The sequence below is a fragment of the Oceanispirochaeta sp. genome, assembly GCF_027859075.1.
Taxonomy (GTDB): domain Bacteria; phylum Spirochaetota; class Spirochaetia; order DSM-2461; family DSM-2461; genus Oceanispirochaeta.
Genome location: NZ_JAQIBL010000297.1, coordinates 19291 through 38038, shown reverse-complemented (window position 1 = coordinate 38038; position 18748 = coordinate 19291). Strand labels below are relative to the sequence as shown.

19 protein-coding genes are annotated in these 18748 nt (G+C 47.8%); 10 read left to right on the top strand and 9 right to left on the bottom strand.

The window, feature by feature from the left end:
* Together PF479_RS16645 and PF479_RS16640 are read left to right on the top strand one after the other, a co-directional pair.
* Positions 1-1085 (top strand): sugar transferase (locus tag PF479_RS16645; RefSeq protein ID WP_298008867.1); only part of this gene is annotated, 1085 nt, incomplete at its 5' end.
* Entirely contained in the window at positions 1085-1702 is a 618-nt protein-coding gene (locus PF479_RS16640) for a histidine phosphatase family protein (protein ID WP_298008864.1), read from the top strand. The genes PF479_RS16645 and PF479_RS16640, both read left to right, overlap by 1 nt.
* A 6-nt stretch (positions 1703-1708) precedes the next feature.
* Here PF479_RS16640 and PF479_RS16635 read toward each other — a convergent pair whose 3' ends face one another.
* Positions 1709-2719, bottom strand: a complete 1011-nt coding sequence (locus tag PF479_RS16635) for an NrpR regulatory domain-containing protein (RefSeq protein WP_298008863.1) — start codon at positions 2717-2719, stop codon at positions 1709-1711.
* Positions 2716-3639 carry an HTH-type transcriptional activator IlvY gene (gene ilvY, locus PF479_RS16630; RefSeq protein WP_298008861.1) on the bottom strand — a complete coding sequence of 308 codons (924 nt, stop codon included), beginning with the start codon at positions 3637-3639 and terminating at the stop codon, positions 2716-2718. The genes PF479_RS16635 and ilvY overlap by 4 nt, the downstream gene beginning before the upstream one ends.
* A 204-nt stretch (positions 3640-3843) precedes the next feature.
* Between ilvY and PF479_RS16625 the strand changes: the two genes are divergently transcribed.
* From PF479_RS16625 to PF479_RS16605, 5 genes are all read left to right on the top strand, one after another.
* Positions 3844-4593 carry a hypothetical protein gene (locus PF479_RS16625; RefSeq protein WP_298008859.1) on the top strand — a complete coding sequence of 250 codons (750 nt, stop codon included), beginning with the start codon at positions 3844-3846 and terminating at the stop codon, positions 4591-4593.
* 5 nt (positions 4594-4598) lie between these two features.
* Positions 4599-5645, top strand: a complete 1047-nt coding sequence (locus PF479_RS16620) for an NAD(P)H-dependent glycerol-3-phosphate dehydrogenase (RefSeq protein WP_298008857.1) — start codon at positions 4599-4601, stop codon at positions 5643-5645.
* Positions 5646-5708: 63 nt separating this feature from the next.
* Positions 5709-6980 carry a hypothetical protein gene (locus tag PF479_RS16615; RefSeq protein WP_298008854.1) on the top strand — a complete coding sequence of 424 codons (1272 nt, stop codon included), beginning with the start codon at positions 5709-5711 and terminating at the stop codon, positions 6978-6980.
* The gene (locus tag PF479_RS16610; protein ID WP_298008851.1) at positions 6977-7381 is read left to right on the top strand and encodes a hypothetical protein; all 405 of its coding nucleotides are present in this window, start codon (positions 6977-6979) and stop codon (positions 7379-7381) included. The genes PF479_RS16615 and PF479_RS16610 overlap by 4 nt, the downstream gene beginning before the upstream one ends.
* A gap of 80 nt (positions 7382-7461) precedes the next feature.
* Complete coding sequence (locus PF479_RS16605) at positions 7462-8703, top strand: lysophospholipid acyltransferase family protein (RefSeq protein ID WP_298008849.1); 1242 nt, start codon at positions 7462-7464, stop codon at positions 8701-8703.
* Here the strand turns inward: PF479_RS16605 and PF479_RS16600 are convergent.
* From PF479_RS16600 to PF479_RS16575, 6 genes are all read right to left on the bottom strand, one after another.
* On the bottom strand, positions 8700-9263 hold the full coding sequence (locus PF479_RS16600; protein ID WP_298008846.1) for a hypothetical protein: 564 nt from the start codon (positions 9261-9263) through the stop codon (positions 8700-8702). The two genes, PF479_RS16605 and PF479_RS16600, sit on opposite strands and share 4 nt — an antisense overlap.
* A gap of 23 nt (positions 9264-9286) precedes the next feature.
* The gene (locus PF479_RS16595; protein WP_298008843.1) at positions 9287-11113 is read right to left on the bottom strand and encodes an RNB domain-containing ribonuclease; all 1827 of its coding nucleotides are present in this window, start codon (positions 11111-11113) and stop codon (positions 9287-9289) included.
* Positions 11114-11122: 9 nt separating this feature from the next.
* A complete protein-coding gene (locus PF479_RS16590; protein WP_298008840.1) occupies positions 11123-13150 on the bottom strand; it encodes an ATP-binding protein in 2028 nt (675 codons plus the stop codon).
* Positions 13151-13260: 110 nt separating this feature from the next.
* On the bottom strand, positions 13261-13605 hold the full coding sequence (locus tag PF479_RS16585; RefSeq protein ID WP_298008837.1) for a response regulator: 345 nt from the start codon (positions 13603-13605) through the stop codon (positions 13261-13263).
* Positions 13606-13684: 79 nt separating this feature from the next.
* A complete protein-coding gene (locus PF479_RS16580) occupies positions 13685-14995 on the bottom strand; it encodes a hexokinase (protein ID WP_298008834.1) in 1311 nt (436 codons plus the stop codon).
* A gap of 195 nt (positions 14996-15190) precedes the next feature.
* Complete coding sequence (locus PF479_RS16575) at positions 15191-15742, bottom strand: hypothetical protein (RefSeq protein ID WP_298008831.1); 552 nt, start codon at positions 15740-15742, stop codon at positions 15191-15193.
* A 203-nt stretch (positions 15743-15945) separates the two neighbouring features.
* Between PF479_RS16575 and rlmH the strand changes: the two genes are divergently transcribed.
* Positions 15946-16425, top strand: coding sequence for a 23S rRNA (pseudouridine(1915)-N(3))-methyltransferase RlmH (rlmH, locus tag PF479_RS16570; RefSeq protein WP_298008828.1), 480 nt, complete (start codon positions 15946-15948; stop codon positions 16423-16425).
* 1 nt (position 16426) lies between these two features.
* Here the strand turns inward: rlmH and PF479_RS16565 are convergent, their stop codons facing one another.
* Positions 16427-17497: an ankyrin repeat domain-containing protein gene (locus tag PF479_RS16565; protein ID WP_298008826.1), complete on the bottom strand. Its 1071-nt coding sequence runs from the start codon at positions 17495-17497 to the stop codon at positions 16427-16429.
* A gap of 90 nt (positions 17498-17587) precedes the next feature.
* Here PF479_RS16565 and PF479_RS16560 point away from each other — a divergent pair, with 90 nt between their 5' ends.
* Entirely contained in the window at positions 17588-18313 is a 726-nt protein-coding gene (locus PF479_RS16560; RefSeq protein WP_298008823.1) for a hypothetical protein, read from the top strand.
* A gap of 130 nt (positions 18314-18443) precedes the next feature.
* A complete protein-coding gene (locus PF479_RS16555) occupies positions 18444-18620 on the top strand; it encodes a hypothetical protein (RefSeq protein ID WP_298008821.1) in 177 nt (58 codons plus the stop codon).
* Positions 18621-18748 lie beyond the last annotated feature (128 nt).

Sequence of the window (18748 nt, the reverse complement as noted above, 5' to 3'; positions counted from 1 at the left end):
ATCACCTTCAGGCCGATAGACTCTCAAGGCTCACCCTGGTTCTTTTCTTCATTATCTGTCAGATATCCCTGATTCTCAACAGGGTCATCTTCCGGAATCACATCATGATGAAGATGATTAAGGGAGAATTGATTAGTAAGCTCTTTGTTATCGGACAGGGGCCCCATATAGACAGGTTCATCCAGAAAGTTCAAAAGAATCCCCATGCAGGTATGGTTATCTGTTGCTGGGCAGACTCGGAAGGTGCTGCCGAGGAGCAGGGGATAAAATCCTGTACATACGAGGAAATTGATGGAGTTATCGAAAAACTGCTTCCCCAGAGTATCATTGTTGGTTATTCCGGACAGAACCATAACAGGCAGGACCACTTTATTAAAACCCATTACAACCAGGTGACTCCCATCATCATGATTCCCCAGGTAAACTATGCCCTCATTGGCACAACAATAGAGGATTTTCTGGGAACCCCTCTCCTTTACATCAATAAACCATCTGAAATCCATTTAAGCCTTCTCAGTAAACGTCTGATGGATATGGGTGGATCATTCCTTGGCATTCTGATTCTCTCCCCTATGCTGCTCATTGTGAGTCTGCTGGTGAAACTCACTTCACCGGGACCCATTTTCTATAGCCAGGAAAGGATGACCTCCAACGGCAAAGTTTTTAAAATGTGGAAATTCCGCTCCATGCGTCAGTATGCGGACAAAGAAGAAGGATTCACCTGGACCGTGGAAAATGACCCCCGGCGAACCCGCTTTGGCACCTTCATCCGCAAAACAAGTCTGGATGAGTTCCCTCAGTTATGGAATGTGTTGAAGGGGGATATGAGCCTGGTAGGCCCCCGTCCCGAACGCCCGGAACTGATCGAAGGGTTCAAGGATGAGATACCCGGATATATGCTCCGCCACAAGATGAGAGCCGGCATTACAGGCTGGGCTCAGATCAATGGTTGGAGAGGGAATACCAGTCTGGAAAAACGGATCGAGTTTGACATGTATTACATCCGGAACTGGACTCTGGCACTAGATTTTAAAATCCTCCTGCTCACGATATTAAATGGATTTGTCAATAAAAACGCATATTAGTGGATAAAATAATCCGACCTTATGCAGTGTGTCCGGAAGGACTTCACAATAGTTACTACCTCATGCGCCATGGTAGAAGCCTGGCAAACGAAGAGGGACTCATCATAAGCCATTATGACAATGGAGCCGACCATTACGGTCTCAGTGAAACAGGGCGGGAACAGATCCGGAATATTTTACAGGAGCAGAGCCTTCTGAACCGGGAAACATTGATCCTGTCCTCCGACTTCCTCAGAACAAGGGAGACCGCCCAGGTGGCAGCAGAAATTCTGGGAGCTCTTCCACCCGAAAGCTCTCCCCTGCTGAGGGAGCGGTCTTTTGGTGATTATGAAAAGACAGAGGACAGACACTACAGCCTGGTCTGGATGGAAGATGTTAAAAACGATAAGAACAGGGCCATGAATGTGGAGAGTCCAAGAGAAGTGCAGATGCGCTTCCGGAGCTTCATCGAAGAGATGGAAAAACGTTTCGATAAGAAACAGATCCTCATTGTATCTCATGGAGACATTCTGCAGATTGCCCTGACCTGGCTTGAGGGCATCCCCCCGGGTCAGCACCGCTCTCTGAAGCATCTTGAAACCGGAGAAATCCGCCCCCTCCTCCACCATCGGGATTGAAGGGAATCAGCTGCGGGTGCGGCCCAATTCTTCAAAAAGATCGGTATACATGATGAGCCTGTCATACTCAATGAGTCCCGAGAGTGCTTTTGACCGCACAGGAATATCCGCTTCCACCAGGGCTGAGATGGAATTAAGCCCTCCGGCGGTGATAATGCCGATCCTGCCGTCTGCCACAGGGATTTCAAGAAGAGAGTGGCCGGAATACCCTACTTTCAGGATGCCTCCCAGTCCCATTTCCACCAGGTGCTGATGAATTTCCGTGACCTCATCAAGACTGGATGCGGGAATTTCCCTGAAACTGGCTCCTATCAAACCATGCCCCGCTTCCGCGGCACCCCGGCAGTCGGTCATACCGCTGCTGATAAAGATCTCTAAAGGATCAAGGCTTGTACCATTGTAGTTAATGATGGCAGCGAAGCGGTCCGGACGGCTGCCCGACACTTCCAGCAGTCCCCCGAAGACGGATGTAACAGGAATCCCGCTGTGCAGAAAGACACCGTTGAGTGTGATCGAGCAGACCGTTCCCATGCCGAAATACCCTTCAGGAATCTCCACATCCCCCACTTTCTCACCCGGACAGAATACAGCGACCTTCTGCCCCATGGTCAGGCCTGATTCAAAAACCGGTGCCATAAGATGGTACACCACAGAGCTGTTTTCAAGAGGCACAAGACTCACATTGACCAGGACCGTACCCGTCCTCTTTTTCCAGTTGAAATTCATCTGGTAGGATAGTTCATCGATGCGGGAGGATAAAAATCCCACCCGGTCATAGACCTGGTTCCGGGCAATTTCCCGATATCCGGAGGCTGTCAGATAGCGGCCTTTTTTTCCCTTGTATTCCGTCAGTCCGGCCTTGTCCAGTGCCAGCATATGAAAACGGACAGTCCTTTCACTGAGGGCTGTACCCCGTTCCTGAAGGCGTTCCTTGATGATCTGACTGGAAAGGGGCTGATCATCCTCACTGAGTATTTTCAGAATCAGGAGTCTTTTGCTGTCTGTGTTTTCCATCATGATTCTTTTTGTCCCGGGAGAGCAGAGGACCCCTTTCCGTCCAGGCTTGTGATCAGTGAAGTAAAGGCCTGCAATAAGGGGGTCTGACTCTTGCGCCGATTAACACATATGCCCACATGGTAGGGTTCCAGGTCGGGAACATCCGGCAGAACCCGGATCTTATCCTGAATCAGACTGAATTCTCTCACTAATGATGGAACGATGCCCAGTCCAAAGCCCAGGCTGACGAGGGCAATGATAGCTTCATTCCCGTCCACTTCCGCATAGATCTCAGGCTGAATCTGGCGTGTCTTGAAAAAGCGATCCAGCCTCTTACGGGCCAGGCCCTTCTCGGGGAGGATAAGAGGCATATCATACCAGGCGGTACCGGGAGTATTCATCTTGTCTGTGAGGTGACACTCCTTCGCAGGAGCGATAAGCTGCAGGGGGGTGCTGGTCACATTCAGAAACACCAGATTTTCGGGAAGAGAATCAGGTTCGGCCGCCACGGAAAGATCAACCAGACCGCTTAATACGACAGCCACCGCATCGGCGGCAGACCCGGTTTTCAGATTAATATGGATACCGGGATAGGTCTGCCGGCACTTTTCAAGAAGTTCGGGAAGGATGGTATAACAGCCTGTGACAGAAGTGTATACAACCAGGTCTCCCTTAATTTCCCGGCTCTCTTCGGTCAGATCATTCTGCAGACTCTGCCAGCTTTCCAGAACCGACTGGGCATATTCACAAAACCGGATTCCCCCGGGAGTGAGGACGACACCCCGATTATCCCTGAAAAACAATTTTTGCCCAATTTGATCCTCCATCCTCTGGATGGTCCTGCTCAAAGCAGAAGGACTGATCGCCATCAAATGACTGGTTTTGGTATAATGAAGATTCTCGGAAAGCTTCAGGAATAGCTGTAGTTCTCGTATATCCATGGGAGGTCTCCCTTTTCAGATTTCCTTCATTATAGTGGAAAATTCTTTCAGAACAAATACCTATTTATTAAGGGACCTCCGGGAGAGAACTGGCTGAGTATCCTCCAGGAGTAAAATCAGTAAGAAGTGGCTCTTTAATTTCCCTACTCTTTGGTGTATCCTATCCACCATTTCCTGCTTATATACTTACTTGGGGGTAAGAACATGAAGAACAGCCTTCTGTTGAGCGCAGCAGTCTCACTTTTTCTTTTCTCCTGTTCCGTGAATCAACAGATCTATCTGAGCCCTGACGGATCGGGACATGTGGAATCCTCTGTCCTTCTGGAAGACTTCTTTATTACGACCCTCCAGGATCTGACGGATTTAAGCAACTCCGGACAGGGGGGTGGAAACAGACTGGACTCGGGATCCATTAAAGCGGAACTGGAACAGAATCCTTTCTTTACCGACATCAAGGTCGAATCTCCCCGGGACGGAAAATATTCAGGAAGCCTTAGTTTCCATCATATTGAAGAGCTCTTCCTGTCAACGGGAAAGTTAACAGGGGTGCCGGCTGAGAACAGGGTCCTGGAATACAAGGCATTGAGTCAGGACACTCATCAGTTGAAGATCCGGATCAATAAGGACAATTTTCAACAGCTTTTTCAGCTCTTCCCCATGCTTCAGGACCCGGGATTCCAGTATTTCCTCCCTGAACCCAGCATCAGTGAGGCTGAATATAAAGAGATGCTCTTTTTCATTTTTGAAGATGCCCGGGGGATCGAAGAAAAAACCCTCCGGTCTCTGATCAACTCGGCATCTTTGAATTTACTGATCACCGTCGAAGGGCGTATCATTGAACAGAAAGGCGGACAAATGTTTAACACTTCGACCATGAAGATATCTCTCCCCCTGATCAAACTGCTTCTGCATAAAGAAGACATTAACTATTCTCTTACATATAAATCGAGGTGAAAATCATGAGTGACAAAAAAATCGGGATCATCGGAGCTGGCGCGTTTGGAACGGCCATTGCCACAATCATGGGTCAGAAGGATCTGGACACAACCATATGGAGCTTCACTGAAGCCGGTGCCCGGGATATCAATGAGAAAAGAGAAAACTGCGAGTTCCTCCCGGGAGTCAACATTCCGCCCTCGGTCAGGGCAACAACAGATATTGTCGAAGCAGCGACAGGGGTGGACTACCTGTTCCTGGCTACACCTTCCCTCTTTCTGGTCGACACGATCAAGAAGATCCTGGCGGTTCCCAACATTCTGGAAGGGGAAACAATGATCGCCACCATTACCAAGGGATTTGTTCCAGGGAAAAACGGCCCCCAGTTTATTCTGGAGACTCTGGAGAACTACCTGCCCGGCTTTTACAAGGGAAATCTGGTTTATATATCAGGCCCCAGTCACGCCGAAGAAATTGGTGCCGGTAAGATTACCGGACTGATCAGCGCCTCCACAAACCCGCGTAATTCCATCATATTCAGGAAGCTGATGAGCTCGACCAACACCCGGCTGTTTTCTTCACTGGATGTTGTGGGTGTCCAGACATGCGCCGCTGTGAAAAATGTGATTGCCATAGCCTTCGGTATTCTGGATGCCTTGAAAGAAACCTCGGCCATCGTGGGAGACAATACGGAGTCCTTCCTTTTTGCTGCCGGTCTGAATGAGATACAGCTTTTAGGTAAAAGCCTGGGATCAACCCATCCTGAGACATTCACATCCATTGCCGGAGTAGGCGACCTGGACGTGACCTGCCGTTCGATCTATGGAAGAAACAGACGCTTCGGAAGGGATATTATTCTCAAACGGATTCATGAAAAGTATAACGGCATTGATGATCTCATCGATCATATCGGCAGCATCGGATACCTCCCCGAGGGAGCCATTGCCGCACGCTATGCTGTTCTTCTAGGCGAAAAGTACAATCTGAAACTTCCCATTATTCAGCTGGTCTACGCCATTTTAAACAGGGAAATCAAACCGGAACACGCTATAGACCTGTTTTTGAACTAATAATCCTACAGGAAGAGGGAGTTAACATTTTACCTTGCCAGGGTTGCCGGTAAAGGATACAATTTGGCTGAAATGAAAAAGAGCCGGTTCCTCCTTATTATAATCCTTCTCCTGGCCTCACCCCTCCTGTTCTCCCTGGATATTTATCTGAATGACATCCTCTGGCATAGTTATAGTCCCTCCGACCTCAGGGATCTCAAGATTGAACTGTCCAGAGGAATGAAGGAACAGCAGGGCATACCTCTGGCGGAAATTCTTCCCCTCATGACGGAACTCAACGGGATCAGAATCATTATTCCCAGCGGGGACATTCTGCTGAATGAAGACATTCACAGCCTCAGGAATGCCAAGCTTCTCAGCCCGGATGTGTTGGCCGAAAGCCAGGAAGAGGGGTTCTGGCAGCTGTCCATGAGCAACAGCCTGTACTACAACCCCACCAGGATAGAAATCTACGGGACTGCCTTTCCGCGTAAGGACCTGATTCTCTGGGCTGAGCCCGGTCTTGCGGCTCTGGATAAACAGATCGCCGTCTGGAGCAGCCTGCACAAAGTGGATGTGGAATACAGAGAAGTACAGAATATTTCAACAGAATTAATCCATCGAGAGATGACGGGCGACCTGATTCCCGACTTCATCCTTATATTTCAGCCCCCGGATGAAGTCTTAGATGAGGAGAAAACATGTGCTTATGCACTTCAGAGCACCCTCGTCCCCGGAATGATAGAGAAGACAGAAACACTTGTGCTCCCTTCAGGGTATAGAATCCATCCAGATCTCTTCATGAGCATCCTGGCTTCCCTCTCTGAGAGGACATCCCCCTTTGATCCCGGTCTTCTGACGGATAAGGAAAGCCTTAAAAAGGCCGCCCGCCTTTATCTGGATCAGATTCTAAACCACAGATTTATGGAGCAGGATGACTGTTTCCTGAGTGAGACATACCGGAACCGGAATATTGCTTTTTTCCCTGCCAGATCCTTCCCTCTTCAGTCGGGCCGGACCTTAGCTCTCCCTCAACTGGAGGGAATGGAAAGGCCCCTGCCCGCCAGGATTTTCCCTTTGATACTGAAAACCACAGGCCGAAATATACCTGAGGGTGCCCTGCTGGATTTCCTGAAACTACCGGGAGTGCAGTACAACCTGCTTTCGTCAGAGCACAGACAAATCCCTTCAGACACAGCGTCCCTGGAGGACAGAATACTGGATGACGCATCCCGGAAGGTTTACGAAGAATGGAAAAAAGGATTCATTCTGAGCGACAGGAACGCCGCCTTTTTCAATGCCGTCAGGATGAAACTACCGGATATTACCCGTCAGGAGGAGGACCTGATTCCGTGAGTGAGTTTCCCTTTTTACCCCTTGATCCCGAACCCTGTGTTGGCATTTTTTGGAGTTACCAGAATTCACTTTTTCATGCCGAATCATCCCTTGTCACCCGGGGAATGAGTACATCCATCAGCGTCGATTATAAAGTGGGCCATTATGCGGCCTGGTTTCTCATGCAGAAAAGGGGGATTCTCGACAAGCTGCCTCCCAGCTACCGCTCTGAATATGACATGATTCCCCGGGGCAGGGTTGTGTATCTCTTCAGAAAGAAAAAATTTGTGATTTATCATGGAGATGATTTCACCGAAAGGGAATGTTCAGATATAAAATCCATTTTCTCCCTGCCCGAAGAATGGACGATTGATGATGTGGATATGCATTACAATCCCCTCCCGGAAGACTTTGAATTTTAGGGGAACTCCGGGCTTTCTCCCTATGTATTTAAAAATAGAACCTGAAATGATAATCCCGGGTTTAAAAAGAGAGGACAAGAGTGACTCGTATAAAATTGTTCAAAAGGGGTTTGTATTTTTTTATAAAAACAGTGGTACGCCCCTGGTTCCTTTTTTTTTATCCCGTCAAGATAACCAACCCTGAAATTCTTAAAACCATGAAAGCCCCTTATCTGCTTCTTCCCAATCATATTATGAAGTGGGATGCTGTCATCCTGAGCCTCATTTTCCCCCTTCCTTTAAATAGTATGGCTTCTGAATCCCATTTCAGAAACCCTGTGATTGGATTCTTCTTCTCCCTCATCGGAGTCTTCCCCAAGGCTAAGGCTAAAAGCGACCTGGGAGCCATCAGGCATATGATGGATCTAAAAGGAAAAGGTCGAGTCATCTGCGTATTTCCGGAAGGACAATTGAGCTGGGATGGCGGAGGAATGCCTCTGTTCTATTCCACAGCCAAGCTCATAAAACTACTTAAAATCCCGGTGTATGTTCCCTTGTTCTCCGGAGGGAGCGGCGTTTTTCCCCGCTGGGGAAAATCCAGGCGGAAGGGTCCCATGGAGCTGACCATTCATCCCCTGTTTGCCGATGGCAGAGATGTCAAAAAACTCGACAGTGATGAGATTTTCGAAAAACTGACCAGCATCATCAGCTATAAAGACATGGATCTGACAATTCCCGGTAGAAACTGGAGGTATAAGTCCACCAGCAGGGCGGAATATCTGGAAGCCCTGCTCTTTATCTGTCCCTCCTGCCGCAGTATCGCCTCCCTCCACTCTCAGGGAAATCAATTCTACTGCAGAAGCTGCAGCTTTGAGACGACTCTGGATGATCAATACAGATTTCACTACAAGACGCAGGGCCAATCATTCCAAACAGTTTTGCAGTGGAACCAGTGGCAGGAACAGGTTCTACCCGAATTACTCAGAGATTACAGGAATGAGAAGACGTCCCGACCCTTTATAATAGATCATGATATTCTTATAAAAACAGGTTTCAGGATGGATCCATTGAGGCCCTGGACCCGGAAAGGGAAACTGGCTCTTTTCAGTGATCATATTCTGGTCCGCCCGGAAAAAGGCGACATCCGGCGCATACCTTTGACCGAGATGAACGGCGTTCATGTGATGACAAGGCAGAAACTGGAATTTTATCATGATAAAACACTCTATGTCTTTTTCTTCAGCAACCCTAGAACTTCAGGCTATAAATGGCTCTGTACCCTGAGAAAACTGGCCGTTCCTTCCTCCTATGCCTGGCATGGAGAAGAGGTAGAAAAAATTTAAGGATTCTGTGGAATCAGGGGAGTCTTATCGAAGGGACAGTCTGCCAGGGTCTGATTATAGAAAAGAGCTCCGCAGAAGGGACAACGGAGATAGGTCCCGTCATGGAGAAAGGAGATGGACTTTATCCCGTTATACTGCAGGTATATCCTGACATAGGTACCGAACTCTTCATCCACCCCCCCCATGTATCCTGTAGTATCCAGAAATCCGTCGAAGGATGTTCCCGACGAAAGAGTGACCCTGCAGGGGGTATAACCGTCTGGATAGACTTCATAATTCCCGGTCAGCTCAAAACTGAGGACCTTATACAAGTCCAGAGGATATTCAGCAAGCCCCTTATCTGTACCTCTCCGGAACCAGGCAAAGTATTTGATCTCCCCTTCGGGATTGATACAAGAGGCATTGTGAAGGGTGTATTGACTCCCGTCACTATCAGTCATCTGTACCGCATAGAAAGGATCATACTTGAGGTTGCCGGGGAATGAAATTTTTTCCTGCGCCGAAAGAGGGAGGATCAGGCATAAGAAAAAGAGAGAGAAAACCGCTTTCATGATCCTCATATTACCCTCTCCCCGCAGGCAAATCAATCCCTGACTTTAAATTGAACCTGCTGCACAGGAATATCCACCCTCTCAAGACCAACGGTAATCCGGCTGTTCAGTGGCAATTTTTCAGTCAAGGCTATCCTGGTTTCCAGTGCCAGAGAAGGGATTTGCAGAATCATCTGTTTATCCGAACGGCCCACAATGATGCCCTCACCTTCCCAGTCGGGATTTTCTGCCAGATAGACCAGCTTCCAGTGCAGATTGGAGGATCGCTCACTCCCGATAACCCGGCCGATGACAGACTCACAGGAGGCAGTTCCTTCCAGAATATCCTCTTCAGTCAGGAGAGGAAGCCCTGCTTTAAACAAGCGCAGCTGCTGCTGTACCAGTAGATCAGAGTAACGCCTCAAAGGACTGGTCGCTCTGGTGTAGACGGGAAGGCCCATCCCGCTGTGAGGTCCTCCGACAGTGGTGGTCTGACTGCGCTTCATGAATTTCCGCAATTGAACCATAGAAGCCGGATCATCGGGAGAGGTCTCTGGGAGATCTCCCTCCGGAGCAGGCTGAACCACATAGGGAATAGGGATTCCATTATCTCGGGAAAAACGGGCCGTGTGAAAACCTGTCATCATCATGGTCTCGGCAACCATATCACGACTTTTATACTCTTCAATAGGAGAAATAAGGATGTCTCCCAAGCCCTCTTCAGTCACTCTTATTTTAACCTCAGGGAGCTGTAAAAAGAGAGCCCCATTTTCTTTCCGCCAGCTATTGAAACGCTTTGTCACTTTCATGATACTGCAAAAAGGCTCTTCTTCCAGCTTCTCTTCGGCTTCCCCATAAGTCATACGGGTCACTTTTACATTTGAAAAGTTGATACGGCAGTCTGTAATATCAAACTCTTCATTCAGGGTGTATTCAAAGCTGAGAGCAGGAGATATTTCCTGAAGACCCAGACCAAGCTTCTCCGTTGCTTCCAGAGGAAGCATGGGGATGGTCGATTCGGGAAGGTAGAGATTAGCCGCCCGCCCGCGGGCTTCCTTGTCTGCCTCGGTACCGGCAGGGATCAGTGAGGACGAATCCGCAATATGCACAATGAGTTTACCATCATGAAAACTCAGGGCATCATCAGGGTCCTTATTTCCCACATCGTCTATTGCATAGGCTTCCATGGTTGTCAGATCCAGCCGTTCCAATTCCGGGCCAGCTTCCAGTGCAAAGGAAGGGGCCTTGAGAGGCATTTGATTTCGTTCCGGCCATGGATTCCGCCTCAAATCCCAAACTCCCAGCTGCAGGAGCAGGCGGTGTGCGTTTTCAGGAGACTGCTGTTTACCCAAAGCCTGAAGGATTCTTGATTTTTTACTCTTCTGGAGGCAGTACTGTTCCAGATCGGTGAGTAATCCCCGGTTCTCTTCCTGAATGGTTCCCTTATTCAAGGCTGTAATAAAGGAAGTCCAGCGCAAATCTGCTTCTTTCTTCTCTTCTTCTTCTCTCTGAATTTTTTCAACATCTTCAGGTGTTTGGACACGGATATCATCCAGGGTACCCCGAAACCAGGGGGTTCGGTTTAAAAGGAGAAAAGCAGCCCATACCGTCTGGGGATTATACTCCCCAAAGGCAAGCTCTGCCAGATCCTGCAGGCTGGGAGATTCTCCCTGCAGCAGCTCCCAGGCTTCCTCAGCTTGTCCATTCGGAACTGCCCCATCGGGGAGGGTTGTCACAGGACCGGGATGAAGGAGGTGGATATCTTTGCTGCGGACTTTCTTTTCCTTACCATCGGGAAGGAGGATGACTATTTTATCAGACAGGATTTCCCGGATTCGGGCTGGAACCTGTTTGTACAGGACAAGAGCATCTTTTTTCATAGCCCTATCTTAACCGATGAGACTGATTCTGTCACGGCAGGAGAGGATTTCGGCGACGCTGTTCCTGAGATTCAGAAAAAGATGGGGAATGATTTCGGTATATTTTTCTGCCCCGGCTTTCTCAAGAGCCATGGCCCAGGATGCCAGTTCAGATGCTCCCAGATTCAGGGCACCTCCCTTAATGGAGTGAGCTTCCCGATGAATCAGAATCAGGTCATCTCTTTCGATTGATTCGGCAATGACATCCATCTGTTTGATAAGATTATCCATAAAACCCAAAATGATATCCCGGGCAGCCCCGGCATCCCCCTCCATCTGTTCCAAAAATCCCGCATAATCGAAGGGAAGGTCATCCAGATCATCCTGAGGCTCCAGTGGACTACCGGGTTTATTGACTGATGGCAGGGTTTTTGTATCCCCGAGAGTATACCAGATCTCCAGAGACTCAAGCATTTCTTTTTTCCTGAGAGGTTTGGTCAGGATGTCATTCATTCCGGATCTTCTACAGTCTTGCAGATTAGCGGGCAGTACATTGGCTGTCATGCCGAGGATGGGAACCATTTTATACCGGGGGAAACTTCTGATTTTCCGTGTTGCTTCCATACCATCCATTTCGGGCATATGAACGTCCATCAGGATGATATCGTAATCCCTATCCTGCACTTTAGACAGAGCGCTGATCCCATTGGCAGCCATATCCACATCACAACCTGCCGATTGAAGATGATGTTGTGCAATCTCGCGGTTTGTAGGGTAATCCTCTACAACCAGAACCCTCAGCCCTACCAAAGAGGTCTTTATGAAGGGAGCACTCCTGCGGAGCCGGGGTGCTCCGGGATTCATAGGGTCGGCTTCCTGGCAGGGAATGGTAAAAAAGAAGGTTGATCCCTCCCCCTCGACACTATCGAACCAGATTTTACCATTCATGATGTTGACGATTTCCCTTGAGATTGAAATCCCAAGACCCGTGCCTCCGTAATGCCTGGAAATGGAGCTGTCGGCCTGAACAAAGCTGTCAAAAACCTTTAAATGCATATCTTGAGGTATTCCGATCCCCGTATCATGAACCTCAAAACGGAGGACCAGCTCATCTCCTTCCTGCTCCTGAAGAATGGCTTTCATCTCAACCCCCCCCCGGGAGGTAAATTTCACCGCATTGGAAAGGAGATTTAAAAGGATCTGCCTCAATCGGTAGGAATCACTCCAGATGCAGTCTGGTATGGACTCATCGTATTCCACAGCCAGGGTCAAACCCTTGTTTCTGGCTCGGAGCCTGATAAAACTGATGGTTTCCTCCAGAAGGGTCCTCAAATTAAAAACACTGTTATTCAGTTCCAGCTGTTGTGCTTCAATCTTGGAGATATCTAAAAGCTGATTTATCAGGGTCATAAGGTTGTCCGACTCATCCAGAATCTTCCCGGCGTAGAGCTGTCCTTCAAGAGAAGCGATGGAAGCCATGATGATCTCAGTAAATCCGATAATCCCGTTCAAAGGAGTCCGGATCTCGTGAGAAATATTAGCCAGAAAGCGGCTCTTTGCATTATTGGCTTCCTCCGCCTCCTTCCGGGCCTGTTCTGCCTGAACGATGGCTTTCCGAAGCTCCACATCCGCTTTGACCTGATCGGAGATATCCGTAATGATTCCTTCCAGAATCTCATTTTTCTCCAGGGCCTGCAGGATAATCCTGGCCCAGAAGGAGTCCCCGTTTTTCCTGAAGGAATGTAGTGAAAATGAGACTGCTTCCGTGGCTTTCAAGTTGGCAAAATGGCGGGGATCGATGAAATGAATATCCCCTGCCGACAGGGGAGTCAAATGCTGCTTGAGATCCTCCAGATCTGAACAAAGAAACATAGAAATCATCTCTGAGTTGGCATCCTTCAACCGGCAATCCTTGGCATTCAGTGAGAAAAGGCCGACCCGGGCCTGCTGCAGAAGATACTTGTACCGGGCTTCGACGGCTTCTTTTTCATCTTCCAGAGCAAACATCTGCCTCTGTAGACGTCTGCGTTCCAGCTCTGCTAAGGGTTCATTGTTCATACGGATTATTCCTCGGAATCATTATACACCAGGATGGATAAAAGGGAGGAGCATTTTCAGGAGATCTGAAGGGACGAAAGCTTCTTTGAAATGGATTCCAAAATGACAGATTAGGTAACCGGTTTGCATAGGAACTCATCGGCTCCAACTCTGAAACCGTACTCAATGTCATCCCATCCGGATAATGCGCTGAGGAGGATCACCGGAATATCCGAGGTACTCAAATTAGTTTTGATCTGCCTTGTGGTTTCATATCCGTCAATTTCCGGCATTCTCACATCCATGAGAATAAGATCGGGAGTATTGATTAAAAGCTCAAGAACCTGGCGTCCCGTGGCAGCTTCCAGGACGATAAGGCCCAGACTGCTGAGACGTTTCATCAGATGACGGCGGATAAATTCCTCATCATCAGCGATTATTATTTTTTTTCCTGCCCAAGACCCATACTCTGGCAAATCAGACTCCTATGAAAAATCATATAAATCAAATTATCAGACTTTTTAGAGAGATTTACCAGGATAATTCAAGAATGAATCAGTTTGTCAGGGCCGCAATTGCGGCCCCCAGAAGGGGAGCATCCTCAACACGGACTATTTCGTAATATCTCTGATTCTCTCCCTGAAGGATCTCCCGCAAATACTGTTCCACCCGGGTTTTAAACTCATAGGAACAGTAAAAGGTGGTCCCATCTACGGTGAGGCACAAGGGCTCCAGAGGGGATGTACCCTTTCCGGATTTCAGTACGATTCCCGCCAGGGCGCAGGATGCCAGTTTTGCAGCCCGGTCCAGCAGATCATTGATCAGATAAAACAGGGCTTCCCTGTCAGAGAGTTCCTGATTCTTCAGAGCTTTGACAAGAACATTGCTCTTATTATGAGGGTTATGGAGGTAATCATCCACATCCTTGGTACTCAGTCTTCCCAGATCTCCCAGAAGGGTCTGTGCCTCTTTTGAAAATAGGTCTTCAGTCAGTGCTTTTTCAAGGGTCCTGGTAACAACAAGACCAAAATATCCCCCGGAAACCATCTTTTCAAGGCGATAATGGCCGGGGTCACTGGTTTTAGCATCCAGTTCCTTATCGATCAACCCCTGAGGCGGTTTCCCGAATGAACCGCATTCGGTGTTGATGATCTGAGTGTGGGAAGCCTCCAGTCCGCGGAGCTTAAGAATATTCCGATTGGACTCGCTGTAACAGCCGTTGATTCCTGTGCCGAAAATATAACCAATGAACCCGCTGAAAACCTGCTGGGGAAAGGAAATCATTCCAGTCAGAAGAGTGGCGACCGTATCATTGAGGATAACAACATCCCGTTTATCCGTAAATCCCATTTTCTTCAGGGATGCCAGAAGATTCTCTCCGATCATTTCACCATGGACTTCGGGGCAGTCTACTTCCTTGCTGAATTTAATCAGACGGCCGTCCTTATTGGGATACATCTCGGTAGGATAGGAAAAACAGAATCCGATTTTTTCACCCTGGGGAACCAGATCGATGATATACCCTGCCAGTGTACTAAAAAACTCATCTTTGCTGACGGCACCGCGGGTACCGGGCATAGGATATTTTTTGAAGTTTTCAATGACGGGTTTATAGTTTTTATCAAAAGAAACCAACCCTGTCCTCAGATTTGTGCCTCCCGCATCAATGACCACAACTTTTTTATCTGTGATGACAGGATTTGCGGTCTCAATAAAAGTGGGAATCATGGCTATAGAGCTCTCTCCGGAAAGTCCACGTTCCATTTCATCCAGAAAAAGACTGACTCCTTCCTTCAGATCCACTCCCGCAGAAAGCATCCCGTATTTCTTCAAAAATGCTTCTACTTTATTCCTCGTTTCAATCACTCTATCATCCCCCCTGAAGAATCCTGCCCGCTATCAAGCCTGGTGAAAACAATTCTATTCTTCTCCCCGATCCGGATCAGTTCATTTTTTTCTTATTATAAAATCATGGATACACTTGAAATGTCCAGATGATGAGATCACCCACAGAGGAGGGATTTGATTGAGATGAGACTGAAACTTAATCCCGGTGAAAGATCAGGCTCCCAGAGCCCAGGGGGTAAAAGGTATATATTCTACCGAAAGTATATTATCCATCAGGGGGCAGGAAATATCACGAACACAGAGTCCGAGAGTGTCCATGACATCCTCATAATTCCATTTCCCCGAATTCAGGGGATTGTATCGATTCTGATCCAGATCACGGTCCCTGTTTATCTTATAATCCATCAGAAGGACCATGGCGACTAGGTGCATTCCCCTGGAGAGGAGTTTCTCATCTCCTCCTGAGAAATGACAGTAGGGAATGAGTGTATGCATGATATCCGAGTCATCCTGATGCTGGTGACTATAGACATCAGTCACGGGATTGAATTTACTCAAAAGAAAAAGAGACAAGTTTGTATAACCATCTCTGAAGGGATTATCCGTCCCTGCAATGAAAGGCAGCATGCCAATAAGCCGGCAGAGCCTGTGTTTGAGAATAAAATCTTTATTATCTTCAATACCCGGCATCCCCTTCAGTACTTCGCAGACAAGGGATTCCCAGGTGGAATCCGAATTTACCAGGTTAGTATTCTTAAAATCCACGGCTCAATCCTCCCTTTGCTGAGTCATATAAAAAAAAGCGTAGAATCAACACTTATTGCTGATTAGTCAATAAGCTGATATCGCATTAATATAGTACTTTTTTATCCATTATATGTATATTAACCCAAATTCTTTCAAAAAAAACATTTCTTCAAATCTTTTTTCATATTCCTGATATCATAAGCCATGTTACAGGATCAATTGTGAAAATCACCATCATCACAGTGGGAAAACTGAAGGAAAAATACTGGAAAGCCGCCGTAGATGAATATCAGAAGAGACTGACCCGCTACTGCAATCTCAAGATAATCGAAGTGACCGATGAAAAATGTCCGGATAACGCCAGTGAAGAAGAGAAAAACAGAATTCGCCGGAAAGAAGCCGAAAGGATTCATATAAAGATACCAGTAGATTCTCTTCTTGTCACTCTCGAAATACAGGGGAAGGAGCAGGATTCAGAAAGTTTTGCCCGCTGGTTAGACAAGATTCCCCATCAGGGACACTCTCATCTTGTCTTTGTGATCGGTGGTTCCCTGGGACTCTCGGAAGAACTCTGCCGCCAAAGCAGCCTGTCCCTGTCATTCTCGAAACTGACTTATCCCCATCAGATGATGAGGGTGATCCTTCTGGAACAGATCTACAGGGCCTATCGCATCAACAGAAACGAACCCTATCATAAATAATCTACTGAAAAGCGGACATGACCGCTGGATCTCCCTTCAGCCCGGCAAGGAGCCGGGGACTCTGGCCCTTCCGGTCTTTCAAATCGGGATCGCCCCCCGCTTTAAGCAGAAGCCTGACCAGTTCGGCATCCACTCCTTCGGCGGCATAGTGGAGAGCCGATCGTCCTCTGTCATCCAGAGTCGAAACGGTGGCACCAGATTCAACCAGCAGGGTCAGGATGGACCAGTGCTGTAACCTCGCGGCGATAAGCATTGCCGAATACCCCCGGGAATCAACGGCATTGAGATCGGCTCCTTCGGACAAAAGCATTCTGCTCACATAATACTGACCGTTCAGGACCGCCTCGGAGAGACTGCTGCCGCTCTGGCGGACCTGTGAAAATCCGATGGTCAGATGAGCGCCGATAATCCGGTATTTCCATTCTGCCTTGTCTCCGGGTGAGACCGTCTTTTCCAGAGAAACAAGGGCGGTTCTTTTTTCAAAGGGACTGAGGATATACCCCTTAAGAATCAGGTCTTCCACTGAATCCTTTTCACCATCAGGGCTGTAGGAGTAGACGGTCTTGGCGGTATCATGGTTACGAAACAGATCAATCCTTATATTTTTGGTCTGACCTTCGGGGTAAGTTCCGGATTCCGAACGATCCAGAGTATAGGCCATCCGATAGGAATCCCCCCCCTGCTGAAAGGTCTGCCCCCCGGCCTGAAACTCATTCATGGGGGTAATGCCGAAGCGGACGAGCTGGGAATACCATTCGGGATGGAGCTCCCAGAGCTCCGAGGGAGACTGTCCCTCCAGGAGGGTCCAACGGGGACTGTTATAAAGGAACTTATCCTCAACAAGATCCAGTATAAACCACTGCCAGTAAGAACTCCCTTTTTCACCGGGAGTCAGGACACCGTAGGCAAACGCGCTTTTTTCTGACCAACCGATGGCGTACAGGGCCATCCTGTCAAAGACAAATTCATCCAGGAAAACTGGACCCGGCCACCGTTCCTGTGACTGCAAAGGGCTGAGGAGGATCGTGAATAAAAAAAGACTGAAAGTGAAGCATCTTGAAATTCTGTACATGTCTTTCTAATATACCAGAAGAATTCTAAAAAATCATCGGGAACTGAATCCGTATAAAACAGATCAATTCCAAAGGACGTAAAATTAGACATGAATATGAATAGTATGACTACTCTGGTGACCCTGATAATCATCGGGGTCAGCACCATAAGCCCCTGGTATCAGGAACAGATCAGATCAGTGGGTTTTTTTGCACTTTCGGGAGCCGTCACCAACTGGCTGGCCATCCATATGCTTTTTGAACGAGTCCCGGGGCTCTATGGCTCGGGAGTCATCCCTCTGCATTTTGAAGATTTTAAAAAGGGTATCAGAACCTTGATCATGGATCAGTTCTTCACTCCAGAGAATGTGTCCCGCCTTATGGAAGGAGAAACTGGTGTTCTGACTGACAAGGTCGATTTTTCAGCCGCAGCGGAAGCCGTGAATTATGACAGAATTTTTGAGGGATTGAGTGAAACTATCCTGTCATCATCTCTGGGGGGCATGCTGGGACTGTTCGGTGGAGCCTCGGTGCTTGAAGGGTTCAGAGAACCCTTCAAGGAAAAAACCAGGGAGATCATCATTGCCGAGACGGCAACTCCCGAGTTTCATCACATGCTGGCGGGGTCAATGGATACAGAAAAGGCGGCCCGTGACATTATTGAAAATGTAACAGCTGTGGTACAAAAAAGACTGGATGAACTGACTCCACAGATGGTGAAGGAAATCATTCAGGAGATGATTCGCAAGCACCTGGGCTGGCTTGTCCTCTGGGGAGGAGTCTTTGGTGGTCTGATTGGATTGATCATGAGCCTTCTGTCCCTCTTCCGCATATAAACCCGGGGTCATCATCCATGGTTTCGGGAGGTTTATATAAAGGAACCTGAAACCTTGAAACCTACATTTTGGTAAAATGTCATGGGGATATTGTATTTTTTTCTTTACAAATGGACGTTATGATGAGAAAATGACAAAAGCAAAAAAGGCCCCTGAAGAAAAGGAGGAAACTCCAGGGGCCGAAAAGCAAAAAGGAAAAAAAGGTAATCAATCTCTTCTTCCGGAGAACTCAATTAACAATAGAGTACTCAAAATAACTCTTCAGCGAAGAAAAGGAGGAAAACTCCAACTGAAGAATACTGTTTGATGTAAATATAGTAATCTCATCATTGAAAGTCAAGCAACGCTTGGCTTTTTGTTTCTATAAAACACTACACTTAAACCAACATGTCACAGATTCTAATCTCTCTATGTCAAGATTGTGTGTGGATCGTA

What these genes read in the sequence shown, in the direction of transcription:
- PF479_RS16600 (WP_298008846.1), bottom strand. Translation starts at nt 9,263, where the DNA reads ATGAGGATCATGAAAGCGGTTTTCTCTCTCTTTTTCTTATGCCTGATC.
- PF479_RS16565 (WP_298008826.1), bottom strand. Translation starts at nt 17,497, where the DNA reads ATGTACAGAATTTCAAGATGCTTCACTTTCAGTCTTTTTTTATTCACG.
- PF479_RS16590 (WP_298008840.1), bottom strand. Translation starts at nt 13,150, where the DNA reads ATGAACAATGAACCCTTAGCAGAGCTGGAACGCAGACGTCTACAGAGG.
- PF479_RS16620 (WP_298008857.1), top strand. Translation starts at nt 4,599, where the DNA reads ATGAGTGACAAAAAAATCGGGATCATCGGAGCTGGCGCGTTTGGAACG.
- PF479_RS16595 (WP_298008843.1), bottom strand. Translation starts at nt 11,113, where the DNA reads ATGAAAAAAGATGCTCTTGTCCTGTACAAACAGGTTCCAGCCCGAATC.
- PF479_RS16560 (WP_298008823.1), top strand. Translation starts at nt 17,588, where the DNA reads ATGAATATGAATAGTATGACTACTCTGGTGACCCTGATAATCATCGGG.
- PF479_RS16635 (WP_298008863.1), bottom strand. Translation starts at nt 2,719, where the DNA reads ATGATGGAAAACACAGACAGCAAAAGACTCCTGATTCTGAAAATACTC.
- PF479_RS16625 (WP_298008859.1), top strand. Translation starts at nt 3,844, where the DNA reads ATGAAGAACAGCCTTCTGTTGAGCGCAGCAGTCTCACTTTTTCTTTTC.
- ilvY (WP_298008861.1), bottom strand. Translation starts at nt 3,639, where the DNA reads ATGGATATACGAGAACTACAGCTATTCCTGAAGCTTTCCGAGAATCTT.
- PF479_RS16555 (WP_298008821.1), top strand. Translation starts at nt 18,444, where the DNA reads ATGACAAAAGCAAAAAAGGCCCCTGAAGAAAAGGAGGAAACTCCAGGG.